17 protein-coding genes and 3 pseudogenes are annotated in these 23,197 nt (G+C 59.3%); 12 read left to right on the top strand and 8 right to left on the bottom strand.

Annotation, left to right across the window (positions count from 1 at the left end; translation table 11 throughout):
* The first annotated feature begins 38 nt into the window (after positions 1-38).
* The gene (locus tag DES45_RS13740; RefSeq protein WP_114770595.1) at positions 39-2,072 is read left to right on the top strand and encodes an AAA family ATPase; all 2,034 of its coding nucleotides are present in this window, start codon (positions 39-41) and stop codon (positions 2,070-2,072) included.
* Between the two features lie 62 nt (positions 2,073-2,134).
* The gene (locus DES45_RS13735; protein WP_114770594.1) at positions 2,135-3,100 is read left to right on the top strand and encodes a hypothetical protein; all 966 of its coding nucleotides are present in this window, start codon (positions 2,135-2,137) and stop codon (positions 3,098-3,100) included.
* Positions 3,101-3,340: 240 nt separating this feature from the next.
* On the opposite strand, the gene rfbA is transcribed toward DES45_RS13735, so the two are convergent.
* From rfbA to rfbB, 4 genes are read right to left on the bottom strand one after another with little or no spacing between them, the layout of a single operon-like run.
* Complete coding sequence (rfbA, locus tag DES45_RS13730; protein ID WP_114770593.1) at positions 3,341-4,210, bottom strand: glucose-1-phosphate thymidylyltransferase RfbA; 870 nt, start codon at positions 4,208-4,210, stop codon at positions 3,341-3,343.
* Positions 4,207-5,115: a dTDP-4-dehydrorhamnose reductase gene (gene rfbD, locus DES45_RS13725; protein ID WP_114770900.1), complete on the bottom strand. Its 909-nt coding sequence runs from the start codon at positions 5,113-5,115 to the stop codon at positions 4,207-4,209. The genes rfbA and rfbD overlap by 4 nt, the downstream gene beginning before the upstream one ends.
* Before the next feature lie 12 nt (positions 5,116-5,127).
* On the bottom strand, positions 5,128-5,685 hold the full coding sequence (rfbC, locus tag DES45_RS13720; protein WP_114770592.1) for a dTDP-4-dehydrorhamnose 3,5-epimerase: 558 nt from the start codon (positions 5,683-5,685) through the stop codon (positions 5,128-5,130).
* Positions 5,686-5,732: 47 nt separating this feature from the next.
* Positions 5,733-6,803 carry a dTDP-glucose 4,6-dehydratase gene (rfbB, locus tag DES45_RS13715; protein ID WP_114770899.1) on the bottom strand — a complete coding sequence of 357 codons (1,071 nt, stop codon included), beginning with the start codon at positions 6,801-6,803 and terminating at the stop codon, positions 5,733-5,735.
* 305 nt (positions 6,804-7,108) lie between these two features.
* On the opposite strand from rfbB, the gene DES45_RS13710 reads away from it, so the two are divergent.
* Positions 7,109-7,975, top strand: a complete 867-nt coding sequence (locus DES45_RS13710; protein WP_114770591.1) for an aldose 1-epimerase family protein — start codon at positions 7,109-7,111, stop codon at positions 7,973-7,975.
* A 184-nt stretch (positions 7,976-8,159) separates the two neighbouring features.
* Here DES45_RS13710 and DES45_RS13705 read toward each other — a convergent pair whose 3' ends face one another.
* Positions 8,160-9,581, bottom strand: coding sequence for a mannose-1-phosphate guanylyltransferase/mannose-6-phosphate isomerase (locus DES45_RS13705; RefSeq protein WP_114770590.1), 1,422 nt, complete (start codon positions 9,579-9,581; stop codon positions 8,160-8,162).
* A 364-nt stretch (positions 9,582-9,945) separates the two neighbouring features.
* On the opposite strand from DES45_RS13705, the gene DES45_RS13700 reads away from it, so the two are divergent.
* The 4 genes from DES45_RS13700 to DES45_RS13685 all read left to right on the top strand — a co-directional run bounded on the left by DES45_RS13700 (position 9,946) and on the right by DES45_RS13685 (position 13,289).
* On the top strand, positions 9,946-11,046 hold the full coding sequence (locus tag DES45_RS13700) for a glycosyltransferase family 4 protein (protein WP_147282407.1): 1,101 nt from the start codon (positions 9,946-9,948) through the stop codon (positions 11,044-11,046).
* A gap of 440 nt (positions 11,047-11,486) precedes the next feature.
* Complete coding sequence (locus DES45_RS13695) at positions 11,487-11,804, top strand: hypothetical protein (protein ID WP_114770588.1); 318 nt, start codon at positions 11,487-11,489, stop codon at positions 11,802-11,804.
* A gap of 545 nt (positions 11,805-12,349) precedes the next feature.
* Positions 12,350-13,078 (top strand): FkbM family methyltransferase, encoded by a 729-nt coding sequence (locus DES45_RS13690; RefSeq protein ID WP_114770587.1) that lies wholly within the window; start codon positions 12,350-12,352, stop codon positions 13,076-13,078.
* On the top strand, positions 13,065-13,289 hold the full coding sequence (locus DES45_RS13685) for a hypothetical protein (RefSeq protein ID WP_114770586.1): 225 nt from the start codon (positions 13,065-13,067) through the stop codon (positions 13,287-13,289). The genes DES45_RS13690 and DES45_RS13685 overlap by 14 nt, the downstream gene beginning before the upstream one ends.
* A 131-nt stretch (positions 13,290-13,420) precedes the next feature.
* On the opposite strand, the gene DES45_RS13680 is transcribed toward DES45_RS13685, so the two are convergent.
* Positions 13,421-14,557, bottom strand: a complete 1,137-nt coding sequence (locus DES45_RS13680) for an acyltransferase family protein (protein WP_114770585.1) — start codon at positions 14,555-14,557, stop codon at positions 13,421-13,423.
* 242 nt (positions 14,558-14,799) lie between these two features.
* On the opposite strand from DES45_RS13680, the gene DES45_RS24775 reads away from it, so the two are divergent.
* On the top strand, positions 14,800-16,815 hold the full coding sequence (locus DES45_RS24775; RefSeq protein WP_147282406.1) for a hypothetical protein: 2,016 nt from the start codon (positions 14,800-14,802) through the stop codon (positions 16,813-16,815).
* 221 nt (positions 16,816-17,036) lie between these two features.
* Here DES45_RS24775 and DES45_RS13675 read toward each other — a convergent pair.
* A pseudogene (locus tag DES45_RS13675) lies at positions 17,037-17,297 on the bottom strand (transposase); the annotation flags it as partial.
* 147 nt (positions 17,298-17,444) lie between these two features.
* Between DES45_RS13675 and istA the strand changes: the two are divergent.
* Positions 17,445-18,701: an IS21 family transposase gene (istA, locus tag DES45_RS13670; RefSeq protein WP_114770583.1), complete on the top strand. Its 1,257-nt coding sequence runs from the start codon at positions 17,445-17,447 to the stop codon at positions 18,699-18,701.
* Positions 18,698-19,570: an IS21-like element helper ATPase IstB gene (gene istB, locus DES45_RS13665; protein ID WP_114770582.1), complete on the top strand. Its 873-nt coding sequence runs from the start codon at positions 18,698-18,700 to the stop codon at positions 19,568-19,570. The genes istA and istB overlap by 4 nt, the downstream gene beginning before the upstream one ends.
* Positions 19,571-19,628: 58 nt before the next feature.
* Here the strand turns inward: istB and DES45_RS25725 are convergent.
* A pseudogene (locus tag DES45_RS25725) lies at positions 19,629-20,463 on the bottom strand (IS630 family transposase); the annotation flags it as partial.
* Positions 20,464-20,685: 222 nt separating this feature from the next.
* Here DES45_RS25725 and DES45_RS13645 point away from each other — a divergent pair.
* Both DES45_RS13645 and DES45_RS24770 read left to right on the top strand, forming a co-directional pair.
* Positions 20,686-21,138, top strand: a pseudogene (locus DES45_RS13645) (integrase core domain-containing protein); the annotation flags it as partial.
* A 246-nt stretch (positions 21,139-21,384) separates the two neighbouring features.
* Positions 21,385-23,052, top strand: a complete 1,668-nt coding sequence (locus DES45_RS24770) for a hypothetical protein (protein ID WP_147282405.1) — start codon at positions 21,385-21,387, stop codon at positions 23,050-23,052.
* Positions 23,053-23,197: the final 145 nt, after the last annotated feature.

The raw sequence follows: 23,197 nt of genomic DNA, 5'->3' as shown, positions 1-23,197 counted from the left end.
ACCGGTCCCGGTGCCATCGACCTCTTGCGAGTATTCCGATGCCCGCTACCCTCCGTCTTCTCGCCGCCAAGGCCGCCGCGTCCGCTCCTCAGAGCAGTCCGGACATCACCGACCTCGAGCTGTCGTTCGACTCCTTCATGGAGGCAGGCCCGAAGGAGGCCGACCAAGCCCCGCCACCGCCGAAGCGGCCTCGCCGGCCCGCATCGGCCGCCGCTCTTGTGGCTGATCTGTGCCTCGAGCGCGCCCTCGGCCGGACCGGGCGCCGGCTTCTGCGCCGCGGCGGACCGTCCGTCGTCGTCCTTCGGGTGCCCGGCTCCGCCTGGGTCGACGCCATCGAGCGCGCGGTCCGTGCTCTGGCGCCCCCCGGCTCCACAATCGTGACGGCCACCTCCAGGAGGTCGGGCAGCCTGTCGGACGAGGCGGCCGGCCGGACGATCGCCAAGGGAGTGCTGGTCGTCGGCATCGCCCCCATGCCGGACTGGCTCGGCCCGACCCTTGTCGCCGCCGCCGATCTCCAGGTCCGGGTCGATCTGCCGGATCCATCTGTCATCGACGAGGCGATCCGTCGCTGGTGCCGGCGCCGGGCCGGAGCCGACCTCGCCCTGGACGATCTGACGGGGCTCGACTTGCCCGACTACGACGCCGCGCTGCGTCCTGGCTCCACGCCGCAGGATTGCGTCGCGAGGCTGCGCCGCGCCGCCCGGCTGCGTTCGCCCGGACATGCGCGCCCCGACGTGCCCCTGCTTACCGCCTTGAGCGGCTGCGACGCGGCACGGGACTGGGCGCTGGAGATCACGGCCGAGATCGAGCGGGCCCGGATCACGGCTGCCAGGCCGGAGCTTGAATCCTGCATGTTCTACGGCCCGCCCGGCACCGGCAAGACGCTGATCGCTCATGCCCTGTCCAGGACCGCAGGCATTCCCATGGTCGCGACAAGCGTCGCCGAATGGTTTTCGGGTTCTCCCGGATATCTCGACAGCGTCATCAAGCAGTACGTCGACTTCTTCGGCAGGCTCTCCGCTATCGCGTCAGTGTCCTCCGCAGGGTTCGCGCTGGGCTTCATCGACGAGTGCGATGCCATTCCTGACAGATCGTCCATGTCGGACCGGTCATCTTCCTGGTGGACCACACTCGTCACCGGGCTTCTGCTTGAGATCGACCGCCTGCGCCGGCTCCATCCCAACGTCCTGCTCGTCGGAGCCACAAACCATCTCGCGCGCCTCGACCCGGCCCTGCTGCGGCCCGGCCGCTTTGACCGCCACATCGAGATCGGACCACCGGACGAGGAAGGCCGCGCCGGGATCCTGCGGACCCATCTCGGACCGGATCTGCACGAGGCCGACCTGCTGCGGGTCGCGCGCCTGTGCCCGCAGGCGACGGGAGCCGCTCTGGCGGGCTGTGTGCGGGCGGCGCGCCGGCGCGCCCGGGCGGGGGGACGCGACCTCGAGCTGCAGGACCTCCTGGCCGAGATCGTGCCGGCCGATCCGCGCTCCCCGGATGAGGTGCGGGAGGTCGCCCTGCACGAGGCCGGCCATGCAGTCCTCGCCCTGAAGCTGGGGTTGAGGGTCGAGCATGTGACCGTCCAGCCAGGCCAAGTGGAGGCCGGGCACACCCGTATCGCCCTGCCGAACGTGTTGCCGGACCGGGCCGCCCTGGAGGCGCAGGTCGTGGCCATGCTGGCCGGACGCGCGGCCGACGCCATCCTCGGCCGGGGCGGTCCGAACGCCGGTGCGGTCGCCGACCTGCGCGAGGCGACGCGCCTGGTCGCTGCGATCCATGCGAGCTTCGGTCTGGGCGACACGCTCGCCCATCGGGCGCCGCACGAGGAGGCCGAACTGCTGCTGCGGCTCGATCCGAAGCTCACCGCGGTGGTCGAGGCGGATCTGCGGCGCCTGATGACCCGGGCCGTTGCGCTGGTGCGGGAGCACGAGCATTCCATCCGGACCGTCGCGGGCGCGCTTGTCGCCCGGCGCACTCTCGTGGGAATGGACCTGACCGAGATCATCGCGCGCAGCGAAGCCCATGCCCACGCCAGGGCGGGTGATCAACGGCAGCGGCCGGATCCCACCTGACCTGAGATCTGGCGCCGCGGCGCCGGCCTCTCACCCGTCTTCTCGTCCCCAAAGGAGCCGTCATGCCCGTCAGCCCTCCTGTCCTGCCCCTCGCCCCGGAGACCGATGAGCTCGTCGTCGAGCGCAGCCCGCACGAGCCGAGCGTGTGGCTCATCCACCACCGCGAGACGCGTCTCGTCGTCGGAACGGCTCCGTGGCGCTCAACTCGTCAGCTCTTGCGCCGGAGCGCGTTCCAGCATCCGTCCTGCTATGCCCTCGTGGGCAAGGCGAGCCTGCGGCCGGGAGCACCGCCGGTGCCGGGGACCCATGTGGGCCGCACAGGCCGGCCTCCTGCGCGGGTCCGCCAGCACCGCAATGCGCCTCCGCTTGCGAGCCTGAGGGCGATCACGCTCATCAGCATCGACAACGGCCGTGGGCTGGGCCTGGAGGAGGCTGCGGCGCTCGAGCAGGCGCTGCACGAGGAGGTGGCCAGTGCGGGCTCGCACGCGCTGGTCAGCAGGGCCCCGAGAGATCGTGGCCTGAGCCCGGGCGTTGTGACGCGGGTGAACCGATGGCTCGAGATTCTGCGCTGGATGCTCCCGGTCGCGCAGTGCCTCATTCTCGAGCCCGAGAGCAACGGTGTGGGATTGGATGACGGCCGGCCCGGCGACGTGCTGCCCGCCGCGGAGGGGATGGCGCCGCCCATCATCGGCTGGACCAGGGATGTCCCGAAAGCGCTTCTCCACCGTCCGGATGTGCAGCGCTTCCGGCTTGAGCGTGGCGGGGTGGAGGCCTCGGCAGTGTTGGTCGATGGGTGGTGCATCCTGGAGAAGGGATCCCGGGCCCGTGCCGGCGAGATCTCCTCGATCCAGGCGGGCCTTCGCAACAAGCGCAACGAGCTCCGCAAGGCCGGCGTGCTCAAGCGTGTGCGCGGGCGCAAGGACGTGCTGGTGGCGACGGATCATGTTGGGGTTCCGTCTCTCACCAACCTCACGCGCCTGCTTCTGGGCAACAATGCCGGCCCGGCCCTCTGGCAGCCGGTCACCTGACGCGCAGGTGGAATTGGATGATCGGATCTAGGTTGATCGGGACTTCCCTGATCCTTTTAATCATTCCAGACGTCCGAACTCCCTCGGGAAGGAGCGCGCCAGCGCTCCTTCAACGCAAGCAACACAGAATACAAGCTGTATGAGGGCTGGCGCTCCGAAGCGGTGCCTCCTCTGAGGCCGATACAGTGCGTGGAAGGATCTTTCGGGTCAGACCACTTACCCGCAATGCACGAGAGTATCCTATACCTGCTCCGCGATGCGCAACAGATATTGTCCATAGCCACTTTTGGAAAGTGCGCGCCCGAGGTTGATCAGCTGTTCGCGATCAATCCAGCCCAGGTTGTAGGCGATTTCCTCAGGGCACGCGATGCGAAAACCCTGCCGTTTCTCGAGTGCGCGCACGAACTCGGCCGCCTCTACTAGGCTGTCAGGCGTGCCAGTATCAAGCCAGGCATAGCCGCGCCCCATGCGTTGGACATGAAGCTGGCTCCGCTCAAGATAGGCGCGGTTGACATCTGTGATCTCCAGCTCTCCGCGGGCTGAGGGCTTGAGCTTGGCTGCGATGTCCACCACCTGCTCGTCGTAGAAGTAGAGGCCTGTCACTGCCCAATTTGACCTCGGTGTCGCAGGCTTTTCTTCAATCGAGATTGCACGGCCAGCGGTGTCGAACTCGACGACACCATAGCGCTCTGGATCGGTGACATGATAGGCGAAAACGGATGCACCAACGGTTTGCCGGCGCGCGGCCTGCAAGAGCTCAGTGAGTCCGTGGCCGTAATAGACGTTATCGCCGAGGATCAGGACTGACGGCCCGCCGGCCACGAACTCGGCCCCGATGATGTACGCCTGCGCCAACCCCTCGGGCCTGGGCTGCTCGGCATAAGACAGTCGGATGCCCCAGCGCTCACCGCTGCCCAGCAGTTGCTTAAATTTCGGTAGGTCGTCAGGTGTCGAAATGATAAGGATGTCTCGCACCCCCGCTAGCATCAGCGTGGTGAGCGGATAGAAGATCATTGGCTTGTCGTAGATCGGCAGCAGCTGCTTCGACGTGACGTACGTCATCGGATGCAGCCGGGTGCCGGAGCCCCCGGCCAGAATGATGCCTTTCATGGATGTGTCTCCTGAGCCTGCGCCTCCTCGATGAGGCGCTGGACGCATGGTTTGAGCGAAGTCTGCCAGGCCGGAAGCGTGACGCCGTGGATCCGGGTGAGCTTTGAGCAGTCAAGGCGCGAGTTGGTGGGCCGTTTGGCCGGGGTTGGATAATCGGCGGTTGCGATTGGCCGAACCCGTGCGGTTGGGCCGCCGAGGTGGGCAGATTGCCGGAGAATTTCCGCGGCAAAGTCCGCCCAGGTCGTGAAGCCAGATCCCGTCATATGGAAGACACCGCGGAGATCCGTCTCGTCCGGGCGCGCAAGAAGATTGCGGCCGACCGCGATGAGCCCATCCGCAATATCGAGAGCGCTGGTGGGGGAGCCGTACTGATCGGCCACGACTGCGATCTCCTCCCGCTCATAGGCCGTCCGCAGCATCGTCTTGACGAAGTTCCGGTTAAACGGGCTGTAGACCCAAGCTGTCCGGAGAATGACGTAATTGGGTGTCTCGGATGCAACCGCCTGCTCGCCCAGGAGCTTGGAGGAGCCGTAGGCGCTAACGGGATGAGGTGCATCGTCCTCGCAGTAGGGACGCTCCCCAACTCCATCGAACACATAATCGGTCGAGAGGTGGATGAGCGGCATTCCCATCGAGGCGGCTACTCCTGCAAGGACACCCGCGCCAACGCCGTTGATCGCGTTCGCCAAGTCCGGTTCAGCCTCCGCCTGATCGACCGCCGTGTAGGCGGCCGCATTGACGATGAGATCGCCCCCGGCCTCGGCTAGGAGATCCTCGATCCCTGACGGATCAGCGAGATCCAGCTGAGGGCGTCCGAGAAGAACGGCTGTCACACTGTGGGCGGGCGCGCGCTCCGCTAGAGCGCGGGCAACCTGACCTTCCCTGCCGATGACGATGAGGCGCACCGAGTTCAACCCTTATGAGAAATACGGCGGAAGCTCGGAAAAGAGTGGGTTCTTCGTATCCTTGTCTGACAGCACTGCCTGTTGAGCATTCACCGGCCAAGCGATGCCAAGTGCCGGATCATCCCAAGCAAGGCCCCGATCATGATCGGCCGAATAGGGGGCGGTGACCTTGTAATGCACCTCTGTGTTAGGTTCCAGGGTACAGAAGCCATGCGCAAAACCTATAGGAATCAGTATCTGATGGCTGTCGTCACCGGACAACTCGATCAGTACATGCTGCCCATACGTGGACGATGACCGCCGCAGATCCAGAGCGACATCAAGGATACAGCCACGCACGACGCGGATGAGCTTAGCCTGCGCGTAGGGCGCGATCTGAAAGTGCAGGCCTCGAACTGTCCCGGCCTTGATAGACAGCGAGAGATTGTCTTGGACGAACTCCTCCTCAATTCCCGCCGCAGCAAAAGCCTGCCTGTTATAGGTTTCCACGAAGTGCCCGCGCAGATCTGCAAACTTCTTCATGCGAATGATCTTCACGTCGGGCAGAGCGGTTCCCTTGACCTCGATCACGTCAGGCTCTCTCCTTGATAGAAAGATCAAAATTTCAAATGAGCAGATTAGGCAAGAATTCCCAACCCTTGTCCAAGTCGCTCACCCTGGTAAACGCCGGTGCGGACCCTCTCCCACCATTCGCGGTTGGCCAAGTACCACTTGACGGTTTTGCGAAGGCCTGATTCAAAGGTCTCTGCCGGCCGCCATCCCAGATCACGCTCGATCTTTGAGGCGTCAATGGCGTAGCGAAGGTCATGCCCCGGCCGGTCCATTACATAGGAAATCAGCCGTTCGCGTGGGCCAATGGTTACATTCGGCGCCAACTCATTGACAAGCGCACAGATGGCGCGGACCACGTCGATGTTGCGGCGCTCGTTGTGTCCGCCGATGGCATAGGTCTCACCCGGACGTCCCTTCTCCGCAGCGAGGATGAGGGCTCTGGCATGATCGTCCACGTAGAGCCAATCGCGAACATTCTCGCCCTTGCCGTAGACAGGGAGCGGCTTGCCCTCGAGGGCATTGAGGATCGTCAGAGGGATGAGTTTCTCGGGGAAGTGGTATGGACCGTAGTTGTTGGAGCAGTTGGTGACGAGAGTCGGCAATCCGTAGGTGTGATGCCAAGCGCGCACGAAATGGTCCGACGCTGCCTTAGAGGCCGAATACGGCGAGCTGGGCTGGTAGGGGTAGTCCTCGTGGAAGAGGCCGTCCTCGCCGAGGGAGCCGAATACCTCGTCGGTCGAGATGTGGTGGAAGCGAAAAGCGGCTCGCTGCTCTGGTGATAGATCCCGCCAATAGGTCAGGGCCGCCTGGAGCAGGGTGTAGGTGCCGACGACATTCGTTTGCAGGAACTCGCCCGGCCCATCAATGGAGCGGTCCACATGGCTTTCCGCCGCTAAATGCATAATAACGTCAGGGGCATACGCGCGTACGAGCGAGCGCATCCGCTCGGCGTCGGCGATGTCCGCCCGCTCGAATCGATAGCGCGGGCTGTTAGCCACCGGCTTGAGGGAATCCAGGTTCCCCGCATAGGTGAGTTTATCAACCACAAGCACCTGATGAGATGTGTCGCGGATGAGGGTGCGCACAACGGCCGAGCCGATGAATCCAGCACCTCCGGTCACGAGAAATCGCTTCATGATGCCCCTTGATTGCTTGTCGATCGCCAAAACGTATGGGGAGGGTGTGCCCCTCGAGAACCGAGCGCTTATCACACGCTACAACCGTTTCTTCAATGCGTCGTCTTAAGAGACCGGTTCGGTCCGATCTACCCCTCCTCTCACCCGCCGAGCCATGGGCTCTGCAATCTATGCTGGTTCAGCGTCGAACAGCTCAAGCGGCACCTAACCTTTCCTGAGGGCCGGCTGTTTCAAGCGCTTGAAATATATTGGTTTAGCAGCCAAGCATGCTGGCATGCCGCCAGCTCAAACTGGAATAACATTTCATGCTCCTTACACTGTCCAGCGCAGGCATCGAAGCCCTAATCTCACCTCTTGGTGCGGAGCTCGTGCGTCTCAGAGACGAGGCAGGGCGCGATCTTCTCTGGAACGGAGACCCAGCCTTCTGGACGGGACGGTCGCCGCTCCTCTTCCCGATTGTCGGCCGCCTGAAGAACGACCGTACCGTTATCAACGGCTTGGAATATAACCTCAAACAGCACGGCTTCGCGCGAACTTCGCCGTTCGATATCGTTGAAGTGGGTCCGGACAGCTGCCAGCTCATGCTTCGTTCGAGCCCTCTCACACTGGAACAGTACCCTTTTGACTTCGAGCTGAATGTCACATACCGAGCGGATGGACTGAAGCTGGTGATCGAAGCAGCGGCTCTCAACGTTGGGAAGCGTGCCATGCCGGTCTCATTCGGGTTTCATCCCGCCTTTCGTTGGCCCCTGCCCTATGGCGGCACCCGGGAGGCGCACGAGATCCGGTTCGAGCGCGCCGAAACGCAGCCTCTGCCCCGCCTCATCGACGGTCTTCTCGGCCCGGTGGCCCGTCGGACGCCTGTTAAGGATCGCCTGTTATCCTTACACGACGATCTGTTCGCTGATGGAGCTCTCATCTTTGATCAACTCGAGAGTCGGACAGTGGACTATGGCGTGCCGGGCCGGCGCTCGATCACGGTATCCTTCCCCAATATGCCCCACCTTGGAATCTGGACGAAGCCAGGCGCTGGATTCGTCTGCATTGAGCCCTGGCAGGGCTATGCCAGTCCGACTGGGTTCGATGGCGAGTTGGTCCACAAGCCAGGAATCGTGCTGATCGGCCCCGGCGACCGACGGCGGTTTTCGATGGACATCAAGCTTACCCCGTAGTGCCGCTCAGTTCCCGGTAGATCTCTACCCAGCGAGCGCTCCTGGCCGCCAGCTCTTTGAATTCACCGTCTGGAAGTATGTCTGCACGGAGTGGGAACACCCCAGCAAAGGAGAAAGCCGCTTCCTGTGCACAGGAAGCGGCTTAAAACTCTCGCCCGCTTGATTGGGCCAGGCGAACGTCGCGTCACCGTCCGTAGATGTCCTCAACCCGAACGATATCATCCTCGCCCGTATAGCTGCCCACCTGAACCTCGATCAGTTCAAGCGGGATCCGTCCCGGATTGGTCAGACGATGGATCGACCCAATTGGAATATAGACAGACTCATTCTCGTGCAGCACGACGACATCCTGGTTCACCGTCACCTCGGCCGTACCACGGACGACAACCCAGTGCTCCGCCCGGTGGTAGTGTTTCTGCAGGGACAGGCGTCCGCCGGGCTTCACCATGATCCGCTTGACTTGAAAGCGTGAGCCCTGGTCAATCCGCTGATACCAGCCCCAGGGGCGATACATCCGCAGGTGCTCTGTGGCCTCGGGGCGCTGTCTCGCGCGCATTGACACCACGAGATCCTTCACCAACTCGGACCGGCTCCGCGAGGTGACAAGCACCGCATCCGGCTTGGCAACCACGACCACGTCCTCGAGGCCGACCACCGTTGTCAGAATATCGTCGCTGTGGACGAGGCTGTTGCGGGCCTCGATGACTTCCACATTGCCGCGCAGGGAATTGCCGGCCTCGTCCCGTGGTGAGGCATCCCATAAGGCTCCCCAGGAGCCGATATCCGACCAGGAGAACGACACAGGCAGAACCCCTGCCCTCTCGGTCTTCTCCATGACAGCAAAGTCGATCGAAGTCTTGGGCGCATCCTTGAAGGCCTCCTCGTTCAAACGGATGAAGTCGAGGTCGGTAGCGGCGCGCTCGAGAGCATCCCGGGCGGCCGCCAGGATCGCTGGCTGGAATTTCTCAAGTTCTTCGATCATGACATCGGCACGGAACAGGAAATTGCCGCTGTTCCAGAGGAATCCTTGGCTGATGTAGTCTTGGGCCGTTTCCGCATTGGGCTTCTCGACGAAGCGCTCGACTCGGAAGGCCCCGGTGCCCTTAATCGCCCGGCCCGGCATAATATAGCCGTAGCTGGTGGCCGGGTACTGGGGCACGACACCAAGAGTCATGATGTGGCCCTGGCGTGCCGGCTCGACGGCGGCCTGACAGGCGGTCGCGAAGGCCGCCGGATCGTCGATGACGTGATCGGCAGCGATGACCAGGACGATCGTTTCCGGAGAGTGATGGGCGGCGTGGCAGGCCGCCACCGCGATCGCGGCCGCCGAGTCCCGCTGGATCGGCTCCAGGATGATATCGGCTTCTGCACCGATCTGCGCCAGCTGCTCGGCGACGATGAAGCGGACGTCATTGCTCGAGATCACAGCCGGGCGCAGGAAGACCTGCGGCGCTGTGACCCGCTGGACGGCCGTCTGGAACGTCGAGCTTCCTCCCAAAAGGTCAATGAACTGTTTCGGCATGCTGTCTCTGGACGCCGGCCATAGCCGCGTTCCAGAACCGCCGCACATGATCACCGGTAGAATTTGACTTCCGCCCTCGCTCATCGCTCGTCCTTCTCTTGCGTGCCGGGCGTCCTAACCAGCTGTTAGGCTGGCGTCAACTGAGAAGTTACGGTATTGCGGGTGTCGCAATGAGTGCCACTCTGCTTGGTGAGGTTTTAGTCTTATACAGTTAAACCGCGACCGACGATATCAGCAAAGGCGTTAACCAAAGGATCTAGCCCAACGGATAGAGTATCCGTCACACAGTTCTAAAAATTTTGTTTCGGCGCAATGCGGGCTCCCGCCGGAATCCCTTTCTGGCTATTTTCAACGGAAGCCAGAACTACCGCGTCCTAGTTCCACCTCTAACCATGCAGCGATAGGCATTAGACCAGTGAGCGGTTCCACTCGACGAGAATGCCACACAGTGATCCTTCACTACTGGGGCCGCCGTGGCGGCGGCTCACAAGTGACGCTTTCTTTAGCTCGCCATCTGCGAGAGACGTGCCGAGGCATTCATGTCATTCTGTCTCTCACTAAGCAGAACGAGGACATACAGGCATTCGAGGCAAGTGAATTGCCGATCGTGACCATTGACCGGCCAAGGCCATCCAACCTGTGGCGAAGAGCGTGGTTGTTGCCACGGGCTCTGAAGAAACATGCAGACCAACTGGCGTCGCTGGCGCCAGACGCTGTCATTATGACAATGAATTCACCGTTCGCATGGCCTTTTATTAGGTTGCTCCAAAAGCGTGGCTTAAAAGTATTCTATGTGGCCCATGATGCCGAGCCTCATCCCGGTGACTATGCGCGGCTCTGGCAGAAAGTAACACAACACCTGTTAGTCAAAGGTGCAGATCACGTTATCGCGCTATCGAACAGTGTCGCTCAACGGATTATTGAGAGAGTACCTACTATCGGCAACAGGACGACCGTAATTCCTTTAGAAGCGATCTATCAAACTGAGCGCCCGTACAAAACGACGAGTCTACCGCACCATTCACCGGTTCGACTTCTCTTTTATGGACGATTGCTTCCTTATAAGGGGTTGGATGTTCTGGCTAAAGCTCTAGAGCCCCTTCAGTCCCGTTCCAATTGGCGAATGACCATTGCCGGCTCCGGTCCGCTCGAGGTGGATGTGCGACGCATGTTCGCTGGATGGTCGCAGGTCGATCTTGAGCTTGGCTGGGTTACGGATCAACGAACCGCTGAACTTTTCTCAAGCCATGACCTCCTGCTATGTCCCTACATTGAAGCCAGCCAGTCGGGTGTTGTTGCACAAGCCATGTCTTGGTCAATGCCGAGTCTAGTGATGCCAACTGGCGCTCTCCCGGAACAAATCGGCTTCGGAAAAGCAGGGTTCGTTGCGGAAGCGTTAGATGCAAAAGGCTTTGAGCAGGCTTTGAATCAAATTCTCGAACAGCCGGATCGTATCATCGAAGCCTCTCAAGGAGCAGCGAGCCTGCTCGCAGAGCGACAAAGCAGCAAGGAATGGGTTAGATTAATTAGAGCGGCGTCCCATCCTTAGCAGTGAACACCAGCCGGCTTGATAACGCCGCCATGGATCATCTATTCGGCCTACGAAGCAGTTCATGGGCCTAAGCAGATGCGCTCAAACGTCGGCCCCCTCGTGGCTGCGGCATCTAATGTCAGTAGACACTGCCTTGTCGTTCCTAAGGACTCCAGAGAGTGTACGGAACCGATTGCTCGCAGCAGTTTGAAGGTGTCCCCAACCTGCTCCGAAGCCAGTGCCTTGACGGAAGTACCGCGTCGACGTAGTGGCGCGATGCCCTGCGACGTGCTCCAAAGCTGATGCGACGTTGGCCCACGTGCGTGCGGTCCACGTTTCCTCACAATATGGGAGTGATGCAGAAAAGTCGCAGGTGCCAGCGTGCTGTCGGTGCGCTCTTGCAGAAAGGACTCTGCCAGATTAGGAAAGGCTACCCTCAGTTGAGAGCAAGAAGTAGAATGAAGCTGCCGGCATTCATGCAGACAGGGCGCATTATGGGCAATATATCGGCAGATGATGAATTTGATTACGTGATCACGAAGGCTTGGCCTTATTTATTAAGAGTAGGGCGCGCGTTCGCATATGGGCTCGCCGGCTATCTGCTTGCATGGCTCCAACCACATTTTGATTTTAGCTTCTTGGCATTTGGGCTCGCGATCTTTCTGCTTTCCCTTCTGTCGCGCGGGCGTATCCTCGCTGAAGCAGCCCTGGTTATGATCACAATCTCCGTGTTTGTTCCGACTGGACTGCTAGGGTCGATACAAGCCGCACTTTAGCTAGCTGTTCCAGGTGCGAGTGGCCGCGATCGTAAGGCCACATTTGATTCCAGCTAGCCGTTCGGTAGCGCTCGCGCACCAGTAGCAGACCAAAAGACAAGATCAATAACAATATCCTCAGGCTGGCCAGACAGTTGCTTGCTGCCGCATGATGCTGACAGGACTGTGGGATTTCCGAAGCCGCCCTATGGGGCGGCTTTATCGTATGCGATGAAGAGTATAAGGACGACTTCGGACGCTCAGATCGGATATAGCGAGAACGAAGGAGGCCAGAAGGATCCCACTCAATTCCGTTATCCTACAAAAGTGGGAAACGTTCTGCGATTGAATCCTTAAGACATAAGGCTTTCGGAGAGGAAGTCGTGCGCAGGGGCGAAATCGAACCACCGACACTGCGATTTTCAGTCGGCCTAAAGGCACTGGAATTGTTCGGCTCCGTTACCTGGACGGGGCTTCTCAACCCGTGATCAGCCGAGGACACGGAGCTTTGCCATAATTCGGACTAGTAGTCGTCCGAGTACCCGCATGCCAGGCGTCGGAGTTTGATGCCTTTCAGGAGATTACCCTTCCAACCTCAGACACGCGGGCTAGCCATTCCTATGCGATTTTATGGACAGTTCTCCCCACCCGTCGATCAGTTCATTTTCGAGCGCTATTTTCGCGAAAGGGGCAGGCCCGGAACATATATTGAGTGCGGGGCTTTCGATGGAATAACGGAGAGTTCCTGCTTCGTCCTAGCGGAGTCTTTGGGATGGAAGGCAATCAATATCGAAGCCTCTCCCATGGTCTTTAAGAAGCTGACGGTGAACCGCCCGAATGCGACCAATCTTCACTTAGCGCTATCAGATCGCAATGGGCATGTGTCCTTCCTCCATGTGCATCATCCAACTCACGGAGTGAACTTCGGGAATGGTTCAGTTCAGCACCAGCCCGAGCACCGCGCGAGTTTGGATGCCGAAGGGTGTTCCTATTCGACACACCAGGTTCGAGCCATTACCTACCGGGATTTGGTACAGAATATCGGCTTATCCGAAATCGAACTGATGGTTCTGGATATCGAAGGGCATGAAATGGCTGCCCTCAATGGGATGGAAGGCTCATCTGTCCTTCCCGAAGTATTTTGTATTGAGTTCGGGCACATCGGATTGGAGAGGCTTAATAGTCGGATGAGATCTCTTGGGTATGAGTTCGACACGATCTCACATGCTAACGCTTTCTACTTTCGAAACGATGTTGCGCCAACATATAAAGCACCGATCAATGATCGAAATTAGCGGGAGCAAGAGCGAGGTAGAGCATTTGGGAGCGGATCAGTCTTCGACGTCGACGGCCACCACCAGTGCCGTTCAGCTGAAGACCATTCGCAAGCTTGTCTGGCGCCAAAAGGTCTGGTGCCTGCGCACATTTATCGGCTTCGAATTCCAGCTTGAGCCGGAGACGCCGGCCGAGTTCGAGGCGCGCATTGAGGAGTGGCAACACCGCTAGTGGTAACTTTGCAGCTGATATCGGGACCATTGTGGTTGGCAACGGCCTCATAGCTCGGTAATCGCTCAGGCCTCAGCGAGGTGTCGCTCTCGCCAAGTCCATCGAGAGTACGGATGGGCAAGGCACCGACATTAAACGGGCTCGGCGACTGGGCTTGGGGCACGTTGTTTGAAAAGTGCTGCAACCCTCTTACCGAGCCAGATTCCAGGCACCTCAATCCACTGATACGTCAACCAGGATAACGGGACAGAAATCAGGAACGCCCCTGTCGCCGAGATCAGCCCCACGAAAATAACTGCTGGGGTGTTGGTTGTGGCAGGAATGGGGAGCACAGCCCACAGGAAGTAAAGCCAGAGCACGTTCACAAGATAAAGGCTGTAGGAAATACGCCCGAGGAACTGCGAAACCGATCCTTCCAGGAAACGCCCTAAAACGCCGTCCTTGTGTGCGACAAGGGATCCAACCAGAAGAGCACCGAATACCGATTGGGCAATGAGCCCAGATACACCGGCTCGAACCACAATATGCCGCCCCACCAAGAAGCCAATGAGGAACAGAATTTGAGCACTGGGGCCGGTCTTTGCTCGTAGCCCAGCGATTATATCCTTCTCGGCAACGATCATCCCAAGAACGAAGGCCAAGCTGTAAGGCCAGAGATTTGCAGCACGCCCGACGAGAAGCGGGAAATCAATTGCAAAGCATGTGTACAGCGCGGCAATGATGAGCCCGACAAAGCCAAAATGACGCTTAAGGAAATACGAGGCCAAGATCACCGCTGTGGCGGCGAGTTCAGTTTGGATGCTCCAAGAAGGTCCAATAACTAAGATGTCTGTCAGTAGCGAGTTCCGGATGACGGCATCCCAAGTCACAAGCGGAAAACTCGTGATCCCGATTCTAACACACACGCTCCCGAGCAGCTTAAAGCATACGACACTCACGATGAGTATGGGGAACAATCGGAATACGCGGTTCGTGCAGAACACGGCGACTGTACGCCACGCCTCTGAAGTATCTATTCGTTCGAGCGACAGCCTCAGGACGAACCCACTCAGAACAAAGAAAACTAGAACGGCACTTTCGCCATTCATAGGAATTAGGAGCGCCTTAAGAAGGTGATCCCAGAACCCATTCAGGTAAAGAGAAGACTGATAAAGGACTCGATCTACACTGGATATGTCGTAGTGGAGTAAGCCATGGTAGAAAATAACGGCGGCTGCCGCCCAACCCCGCAGGCCGTCTAAGCTTTTAATATGCTCTTTACCGCTCATAGAACACCCCAGTTTGAGGCCGCCGTATCATAACCCAAGACTACGGTACAGCCCAAGACTCGAAGCGATTAAGACAAAATGAGCATCAGTCAATTAAATTCGGCATACCGCGACCTTTATGCAACAAAGGGCTACACGTTGTACAATTGCTTAGCTTCGCTGAGGCGAGATCACACTTAGTGCAAATAGAACCTATGCCGAAAGCTACGACATCTTCGAATCAGTTGGCAAAGCGCTCTTACATGATTGACGCGAAGCCAAAGTTTGACTTGCGGCTAGGTCGGAGATATGCACCCCGCAACCTCCTCCGTCATCTTGAACTCGCCCATCAGCGAATGGAAATGCGTATTTCATTCCTCATAACAGCCATCGTCGCACTAGTCACCGCCATTGCTCTCTGGGGTGGGTACTACTATTCGACCTCCACTGATTTCGCGCTTCATTATGCGCTAGTCGAGTATATCGGCAGCCACGGTGCCTGGCCCGATGGGAGTGTCCAACGACTTGAGGTTATGAGCACATATCCAGCGGTAACGCATACACTCGCCGCTGTTGCAAGCAAGGTGACGGGATCATTCATATACGGCACGGCAACAACCGCGCTCATCTCTGTCCTTATTTCATACTTATTTATATTGTATGCGGTCCGCTTTGAGGACCTCATATCGACGTTCCTTGTTTGCACTATATTCATTGCACTCATCTATTTTATTGATAAGTATCACGTCGTAGTCGGAGGAGAAATAAGCGGCAACAATTTCTACTTTGCACAGATGGTTTCTTTGGCAATTGTCATACCCATCATGCAAGTCATGTTCTCTGGCCGAATTTCTCCCATTAAACTCGCTGTACTAGCAGTAGGGACTACCTTTGCTTTAGGGTGGGTATACCCTATGGCGACGATGCAGTTCGCATGTGGAACAATAGCATACTTTGGGGTTGTCGCGCTCCAGACACTTGTCGACCATCGGACAAGCCGGAAGGATATTTCACGTTCATTTTTGCTATTGTTTGGCATATCTGTAGCCATTCCCCTGGCTGTCGTCCTCCATCCAACCTTCGCTGATATGAGCGCGAATGCGGCGCATGAAGGCGGCATTAATTTAAATCTTCCGGCGACTTTCGTGCCAAAAATTTTGCTGGTTTGTGGGCTTGTGATCACGGGACTGTCGTTCGCTCACATCATTGGGAAGCTCAATGTCGCTAACCCAGTAGCACTCACAGCAACAGCGCTAGGGATATTTGGCGCAGCCTTTGTGCAACTTTTTGCGTTTGGGGTAGGTGTAGGGTCTCTTTACGGTGTAGCAAAACACGTATTTCCGGTTGTCACTATTACGCTAGCGATCTTAGCCATGTTGATGGTTGCACCGCTTGCGGCGCGCCTGCGTCGTACATCTGGCAGGTATGTAGGCGCGCGTGGAGCGACACTTTCATTGGCTGCCTTCTTTGCGTTCGCCGCATCGATGTCTGATGCAGGACGGCCGCTTGACCCCATTTTACGAAGCCAAGAGTTCCTAAGCACTAATTTGCCTGCGGACGCGGCTCGCCAGAGCGCATCGATGAACAAAGACCTACTTCCGATGGAGAATTTCGCCATTAGTCTCGGCGATCTTCACTATGACAAAGTGGCAAGCGCAGTTAGAGCACTTGGCCCAGCAGTTGTTGGAGGTAGCGAGACAGCCAACCGTATCCTGGCTGGGCAGCCGATAAAGTATGCAGCTCTAGGTCTGAAGACCAGTCCTCAGCCACCACAAGAATGCGTAGTGGCTCAATCCCTCGAGGCCAGCACCGCTATCGTGAAAGACACTTGCCTCGAGGACAACACCATCTACCGGATGGGTGAATGGATTTCAGTCGCCAATCTCAGGGAAGATCGCCCCTTCTTGCGACAAGGGTGGAGCAATCAAGAGCACTGGGGGATCTGGAACGACGGATCGAGCGCCACTCTCACCCTTAAACTGGAGAAACCTTCTACGAGCGCCTTACGGCTAGAAGCCAATGTTATTGGATATATATCAAAAGAGGTGCCGCAACAGACAGTAGAAATTCTGGCGGGAGAGTTGAAGGTCGGAGAATGGACCTTCACAGAATCTGAGCGCTCGGGCAGCCGCCAAATCGTAGTCCCACCGTCGGCCGCAACGTCTGAAAAAATCGAGATCCGATTTAACTTTCCAAATGCTACGTCACCCTCAGGCGCAACCCGCCGACTCGCAATGGGGCTAATTGGATTTCGAATTACTGAAGTGAAATCAAACTAAAGTCTTTTCCGGCTCTTCCGAGGCAGAGGGGATTCTGTTCTGAGCCCTGATGCAGCCTGCTGGCCTCCAGACATGCAGGCCCGGCATAGCACGCGCTTACAGTCAGGATTTGCGGGATCGTGTAATCAAGACAGCCTTGGGTGGCATCTCAGTGCGGCAGGCCGCCGCCCGCTATGGGGTTGGCATCTCAACTGCCGTTTTATACCAATCGGCGCTGATGCTCATGCATTGGCCCAATCTCGCAGGCCGACGGACATGATGGTCCAAGGCTGCGCGACGAGGTTGTTCCAGGCCGCGCAGCAGTGATCGAGGATGTCCGTGTAGGACGTGAAGATCCGGTTGGAGATCCAGTTCTCTCTCATGAACTGCCAGATATTCTCCACGGGGTTCAACTCGGGGGCCTTGGCGGGCAGCGGCACCAGGGTGATATTGGGCGGCACCTTCAGCTTGCGCGAGACGTGCCAGCCCGCCTGATCGAGCAGCAGCTGTTGATACCGGAGTGAAACTCCCCAGACCTGCCGATTGAATTTTCCCCAGGTAAGCGCGGTTGCCGCTCGTTCTGGCCGCGGCTGGGAAGACCGCCAGGCTCTCTTCGCCGATGCTGCTCCTGATGGTCAGGAGGACAGGCGGTGATCCAGCTTGGGGAGATAGTCATGATCCTGGAGTGGCACCGGCAGGGCATGTCGGTCTCAGCCATTGCCCGCCAGAGCGGCCTCGACCGCAAGACCGTACGCAAGTACATCCACCGCGGCCTGGAGGCGCCGGCTTATGGCCCGCGCAAGCCGCGTCAGACCGTCATCGATCCCTTCACAGTTTACTTGCGCGAGCGCGTGGCGGCCTTTCCGGGCCTGACTGGTAGCCGGCTGTTCCGCGAGATCAGGGAGCGCGGTTATGCTGGTGGCTACACCGCCGTCACCGACTTCCTGCGCGAGATCCGCCCCCCAACCCCATCCTGCTTTGAGGTCCGCTTCGAGACTGCCCCCGGCGAGCAGGCCCAGGTCGACTTCGCTCAGTTCCAGGTGGTCTTCACCGACGAGCCCTCGGCACCGCGCATCGTGTGGCTGTTCTCCTTTGTTCTCGGCTACAGCCGCCTGATCTGGGCCCGCTTCGTGCTGCATCAGGACCTGGCCACTCTGCTGCGCTGCCACGTGGCCGCCTTCGAGGCGCTGGGCGGCGTGCCGCACGAGATCCTCTACGACCGCATGAAGACGGTGGTCACCGGCGAGGCCCATTCCGGCGGCATCGTCTACAACCGCGCCCTCATCGATCTGGCCCGCCACTTCGGCTTCCATCCCAAAGCCTGCCGGCCGTACCGGGCCCAAACCAAGGGCAAGGTCGAGCGGCCCTTCCGCTACATCCGCGAGGACTTCTTCCCGGCCCGCTCCTTCAGCAATCTCGACGACCTGAACCGGCAGCTGCAGCACTGGCTGGCCACGGTGGCCAATCCGCGCGTGCATGCCACCACGCGCCGCGTCGTCATGGAGGCTTTTGCCGAGGAGAGGCCATCTTTGCGGCCTCTACCCCTGGCCCCGTTCCGCTCGGTGCTGCACCTAGAGCGGCGGATCTCGCGCGAGGGCATGGTCAGTGTCGGCGGCAACTTCTACAGCGTGCCCGATGCGACCCGCCGGCGCGTGGTCGAAGTGCACACCCTGGCCAACGAGATCCGCATCTTTGAGGATGGGGCGCTGATTGCCGCCCATCCGGTGCTCGAGGGCCGCCACCAACGCCGAGTTGCTCCCGGACACCGTAAGAGCCTGCCCACCACAGGGCACAGGCGTGGATCGGAGGCCTCCCCGGTCAGCCGCACCGGCGACGTGGTCGCGCAACGTTCGCTCGACTTCTACGATGCCGTGGCTCGCCACCTGGCTCGGGAGACCCGCGCATGAGTGCCGCTCTCGAGCTCACCCCCACCACCTTAGAGCGGATCCGCCAGGATCTGGTCGGCCTGAAGATGCCGCGCGCCCTGGAGGCGCTCGACGCCATCGTGCGCCGGCTCGAGCAGGGCGAGATCAGTGCATTGGAGGCCATCGACACGCTGCTGTCGGAGGAGCTGACCCTGCGCGAGAACAGCCGCATCAAGACCGGTTTGCGCATGGCGCGGCTGGCAACGATCAAGACCCTGTCGGGCTTTGACTTTGCCTTCCAGCCTTCGCTCGACCGCGACCGCATCCTCACCCTGGCACAGTTGGGCTTCATTGGCCGCTGCGAGGTGGTGCACTTCCTCGGCCCGCCCGGCACGGGCAAGAGCCATCTGGCCACGGCGCTGGGGGTGGAGGCGGTCAAGGCCGGCCGGAGCGTGTACTTCTGCACGCTGGCGGATCTGATCGGCATGCTCGCCCGTGCCGAGCGCGAAGGGCGTCTGGCGGAGCGGATCCGGTTCTTCTGCCGGCCCGCCCTGCTGATTGTGGATGAGATTGGCTATCTGCCGGTGGTGTCCGGCGGCGGCAACCTGTTCTTCCAGCTGGTCAACGCCCGCTATGAGCGCGGGGCGATGATCCTGACCTCGAACCGCGGGTTTGCCGAATGGGGCGAGGTGTTCGGCGACCCGGTTGTGGCCACGGCCCTGCTGGATCGGCTTCTGCATCATGCGGTCGTGATCCAGATCGAGGGCTCAAGTTACCGTCTGCGTCAGCACGCCGAGCTGATGCCCGAGCATGTGCGCTCCAAGGCCCTGATCACGCCGCCCGATCCGGCGCCGGTGCTGCACCGTCGAGGCCGACCGCCGAAAAATGGCCCGATGCCCCTGGGGACGTAACCGGCACAAGTGGGGAAATTTACTTCGGCGCTTCTGGGGACGATTCAAACCGCATTGACAGCAGCACCGCGTGTGCGCCGGGCGCCACCGCCTGCGAGATCCTGGCCAGATGCAGGGACATGGCCTCAGTCGTGCAGCGCGGCAGCACCAGACCGGCGGCTTTGCCATGCGCCGGGCAGATCGCCCCGAAGATGTAGGTCGAGGCCGTTCTCAAGTCCCGCGGCGCGGAGGGGCGCGTGCCGCGCCGGGCCCAGCGACGGGTAATCTTGTTCTTCTGGCCAATCCGCGCCTCGTCGGCAAACCAGATCTCTAGCGGCCTGCCATTGGCCTCGTTGGCCGCGATTTCCGCCACACGCGTGGGAAAGGTTTTTTAAAATCCGCGACCGCGGCCTCGCTCTTGGCATGATGGCGCGGGCGGGCCGAGAGCTTGCGGTAGCTCAGCGCCCGCAGCTCGCGGCCCAGGGTCGTTTCGCTCACTTCAATCCGGAACTCGTCCCAGAGCCACTGCACCAGATCCTTCAGCCGCCAGCGCACCACTCCATGCACGGCCGAATCGGACCACTCTCGACCAAGGCCAGCAGGGCCTCGCGATGGTGGGCGCTCAGTTTGCAGACATTCCCCGGTGCCTTGCCGTCGACCAGGCCTTCGGGCCCACCGGCGTTGAAGCGCACCACCCAGTCCCGCACCGTCTGCAGCCCGACCCCGCCAACCCGCGCCGCCTTGGTCCGCGTGCCGCCGTCGTAGATCTCGGCCAGAGCCAGCAGCCGGCGGCTTTGCCCAGCGTTGCGGGTTGCTTTGGCTAGAGCCCGCAGCCGCGCTGCGTCATAGTCTGTGCGAAGCTCGATCCTTGGGCGCATGGCGAACCTCCTGCTCGCCAGCATGGAATCAGACATGCGCCTGGCTGAAAACCCCAAATGAGTCAGCCTTCATGCTGCTTGGTATTATGGGGGCGCCGCGCCCGGTCCGGCGAGGTGGCCGCCCGCCCAACAGGGTCAACCCAAGGGCTCTAGGCTCGATGCGCATGCGGCCTTTCTCCTGAAACTGATTGACGCCTCCTCGTAGATCAGCCTTCACGAGATGCAGACGAGCTACCGTCATCACCCACATTCCGCCATAGCTCGGTCTGGGCGATGGACTTCCTGTCGGATCAGCTCTTCGACGGCCGCCAGATCCGGATCCTGACCGTCGTGGATGCGTTCTCGAAGCTCTCGCCGGCCATCGATGTGCGCTTCCGGTACACCGGCGCCGATGTGGTTGCGACGCTCAACCGGGTGACCGGCATCTATGGTGTTCCGCAAACCATTCGGGTCGACAATGGCCCCGAATTTGTCTCGCGCTCTCTCGATCTCTGGGCCTATCAGCATGGAGTTGTTCTGGACTTCTCGCGGCCCGGCACGCCCATCGACAACAGCTTCGTGGAAGCATTCAACGGCAAGGTCCGGGCCGAATGCATCGATCAGAACTGGTTCTTGTCCCTGGCCGATGCCAGGCTAAAATGCGAGACGTTCAGACACGAGTACAATGGTGAAAGACCGCACATCTCGATCGGGCATAAGACCCCAGCCAGCCGATGGAGTCATGAGGCCGGAGGTCGTGTCCGGCCGTGGTCCAGCATTCGGGGCAGGTCCAATCTAACCGGAAACTCTCACGTTCACTGGTCCAACTTCGTGGGAGGGGACCATGGTTGGACCTGCCCAAATGTCCTTGGCAGGGCTTCATCGCCCTTTCAAAGTAGCATATGAGTTCACCAGAACATAAGCAAATTAACGGTTGTGGTGCCGCCCCTGCCAAGCACCTTCACAAGGGTAACGAACGTGAGTATCGAAGGCCGAAAGCTGGACTTAGTGGGAATAGTCCTGTTTGCATTACTGATCTTCTTGATCGGCGTGAGGATCACCCGAGGCATCGATCTCAGTGACGAAGCGTACTATGCAATTTTTTTAGATGACTGGCTCAAAGGGAGCATTCGGACCAGTACCCTTCTCACGCTACACCAGACAGCTGCTCTGATTGTTTATCCAGCAACGTTGCTTTATTCGGCGCTCAAGGGCTCAAGCGACGGCCTCTTTCTTTTTCTGCGCGTCCTGTTTCTCGCCGGAGCAGTGGCATCAGCGGCAGCCTGGATCCTGTTTTTGCGGCAGCTTGGTCACCGGTTCCTCGCCTGGATTGGTGGGCTGTTTGTACTAGCTTTCATCCCATTCGGACTGCCAGCACCGTCATACAACACGATAGGCCAACAGGCACTAACGCTGGCTTTGGCCACTTTTGCCTGCGCTGCTCTCACCGATCGCGACTCGAGTGCAAGGTTATGGTGGATCCTGGCATCTGCCTGCGCTTGGGCTCTGGCTACCGTGGCTTATCCTTCTCTTGTTGTCCCGCTTGGAATCATTTGCGTTATCGGTCTCATCGATCGCAGCGGAATTTTCCCGCAACCATACCTATACGTATCCATCACAGGAATCGCAGTATGCGTTGCCTGGGCGATTGTGGTGTTTTCGCTTTCCTTCACCCGCTTGTATGAGAGCATTGTTTATTTGTCGGCCATCAATGACCCAGGTGGACTGACTCGTAAATGGATGTTTACCCTCAACCTCTTGAGAGCCAATGCACTCTTTTCTGCGCTGTGTGTCGCGGCCATTATTGTTGGCTTGGTTCGAGAGCGTTTAGATCCACTGGTCACCCAGGTTGCCCTAGCAGTCATAATTGCTGGACTGTTTCTAGCCAAGCCTGCATTCTACGCTCGCTCGCACGACGTCGTTACATTACTGGCGCTTGCCGGTCTGGGTTTCCTCACAGGCTTGCGGGACAATGCGGGCTTGGCCGAACGCGTGTCTGCAGTTGTTTATGGAACCTCGCTAGCTGCAGCATTGATAACTTGCCTCACGGCGACAAACGCGGTTTTCAACTTCTCCATTGGCGCTATTCCCGCGGCCGCAATAGCACTCGTCGGCCGCCCATCCCCAGAATCACGGAGTTGGTTCAGCGTACTTCCAGTATGTGTCGCAACCGTCGCCGTCCTCTCGACGTCACTCTATTTCTATTATGGTGAGGCGCCTACAAAGCCAAAACGAATGCGGATCCATCTGGATCATGGCTTCTTCGCGGGCCTCTCCGTTCAGCCACACGATGCTACGCTCCTGAATTTGGTGCAGGCTCACATTGTCCCGATGTCAGACCGAGACAAGACCGCCGCAGTCATCGGCCGCCTACCCGGGATCGCACTGGCAATGCCGTCACGACTCAGCATGCTAAGCTCGTTTCCTCTGATGCCGGATGTTCCGCAAAAAGGCCTTGCGATGACGCACGACTTCTACACAAATCCAGATAACCGACCTGACCTAGTCTTGATTTACAAGGACCCATTCTTCGAGCCAGTCAATCCGATGCAGCCACATTTCGAAGAGTGGTATGCGCCTGTGGCGGATATTGAGACACCTTTAGGGCATTTGGCAGTGTATCGGCGGCGTTCAATGGGAGAATGATAAGCTAGCCCATAGAACCAAAGAACATTTTTCCCTCCATTTTCGATATGATATAAAATTACTCTCAACTTTGCGCAGATGCCTCTCTCGCAAGGGTTGGCAAGGCTCGAAACTAACGATGACAACTGACGGCGACGACGTTGTA

This window comes from Microvirga subterranea (assembly GCF_003350535.1).
In the GTDB taxonomy this organism is placed as follows: Bacteria; Pseudomonadota; Alphaproteobacteria; order Rhizobiales; family Beijerinckiaceae; genus Microvirga; species Microvirga subterranea.
The sequence above is the reverse complement of the archived record's forward strand: the minus strand, read 5'-3'. Positions and strand labels throughout refer to the sequence as shown.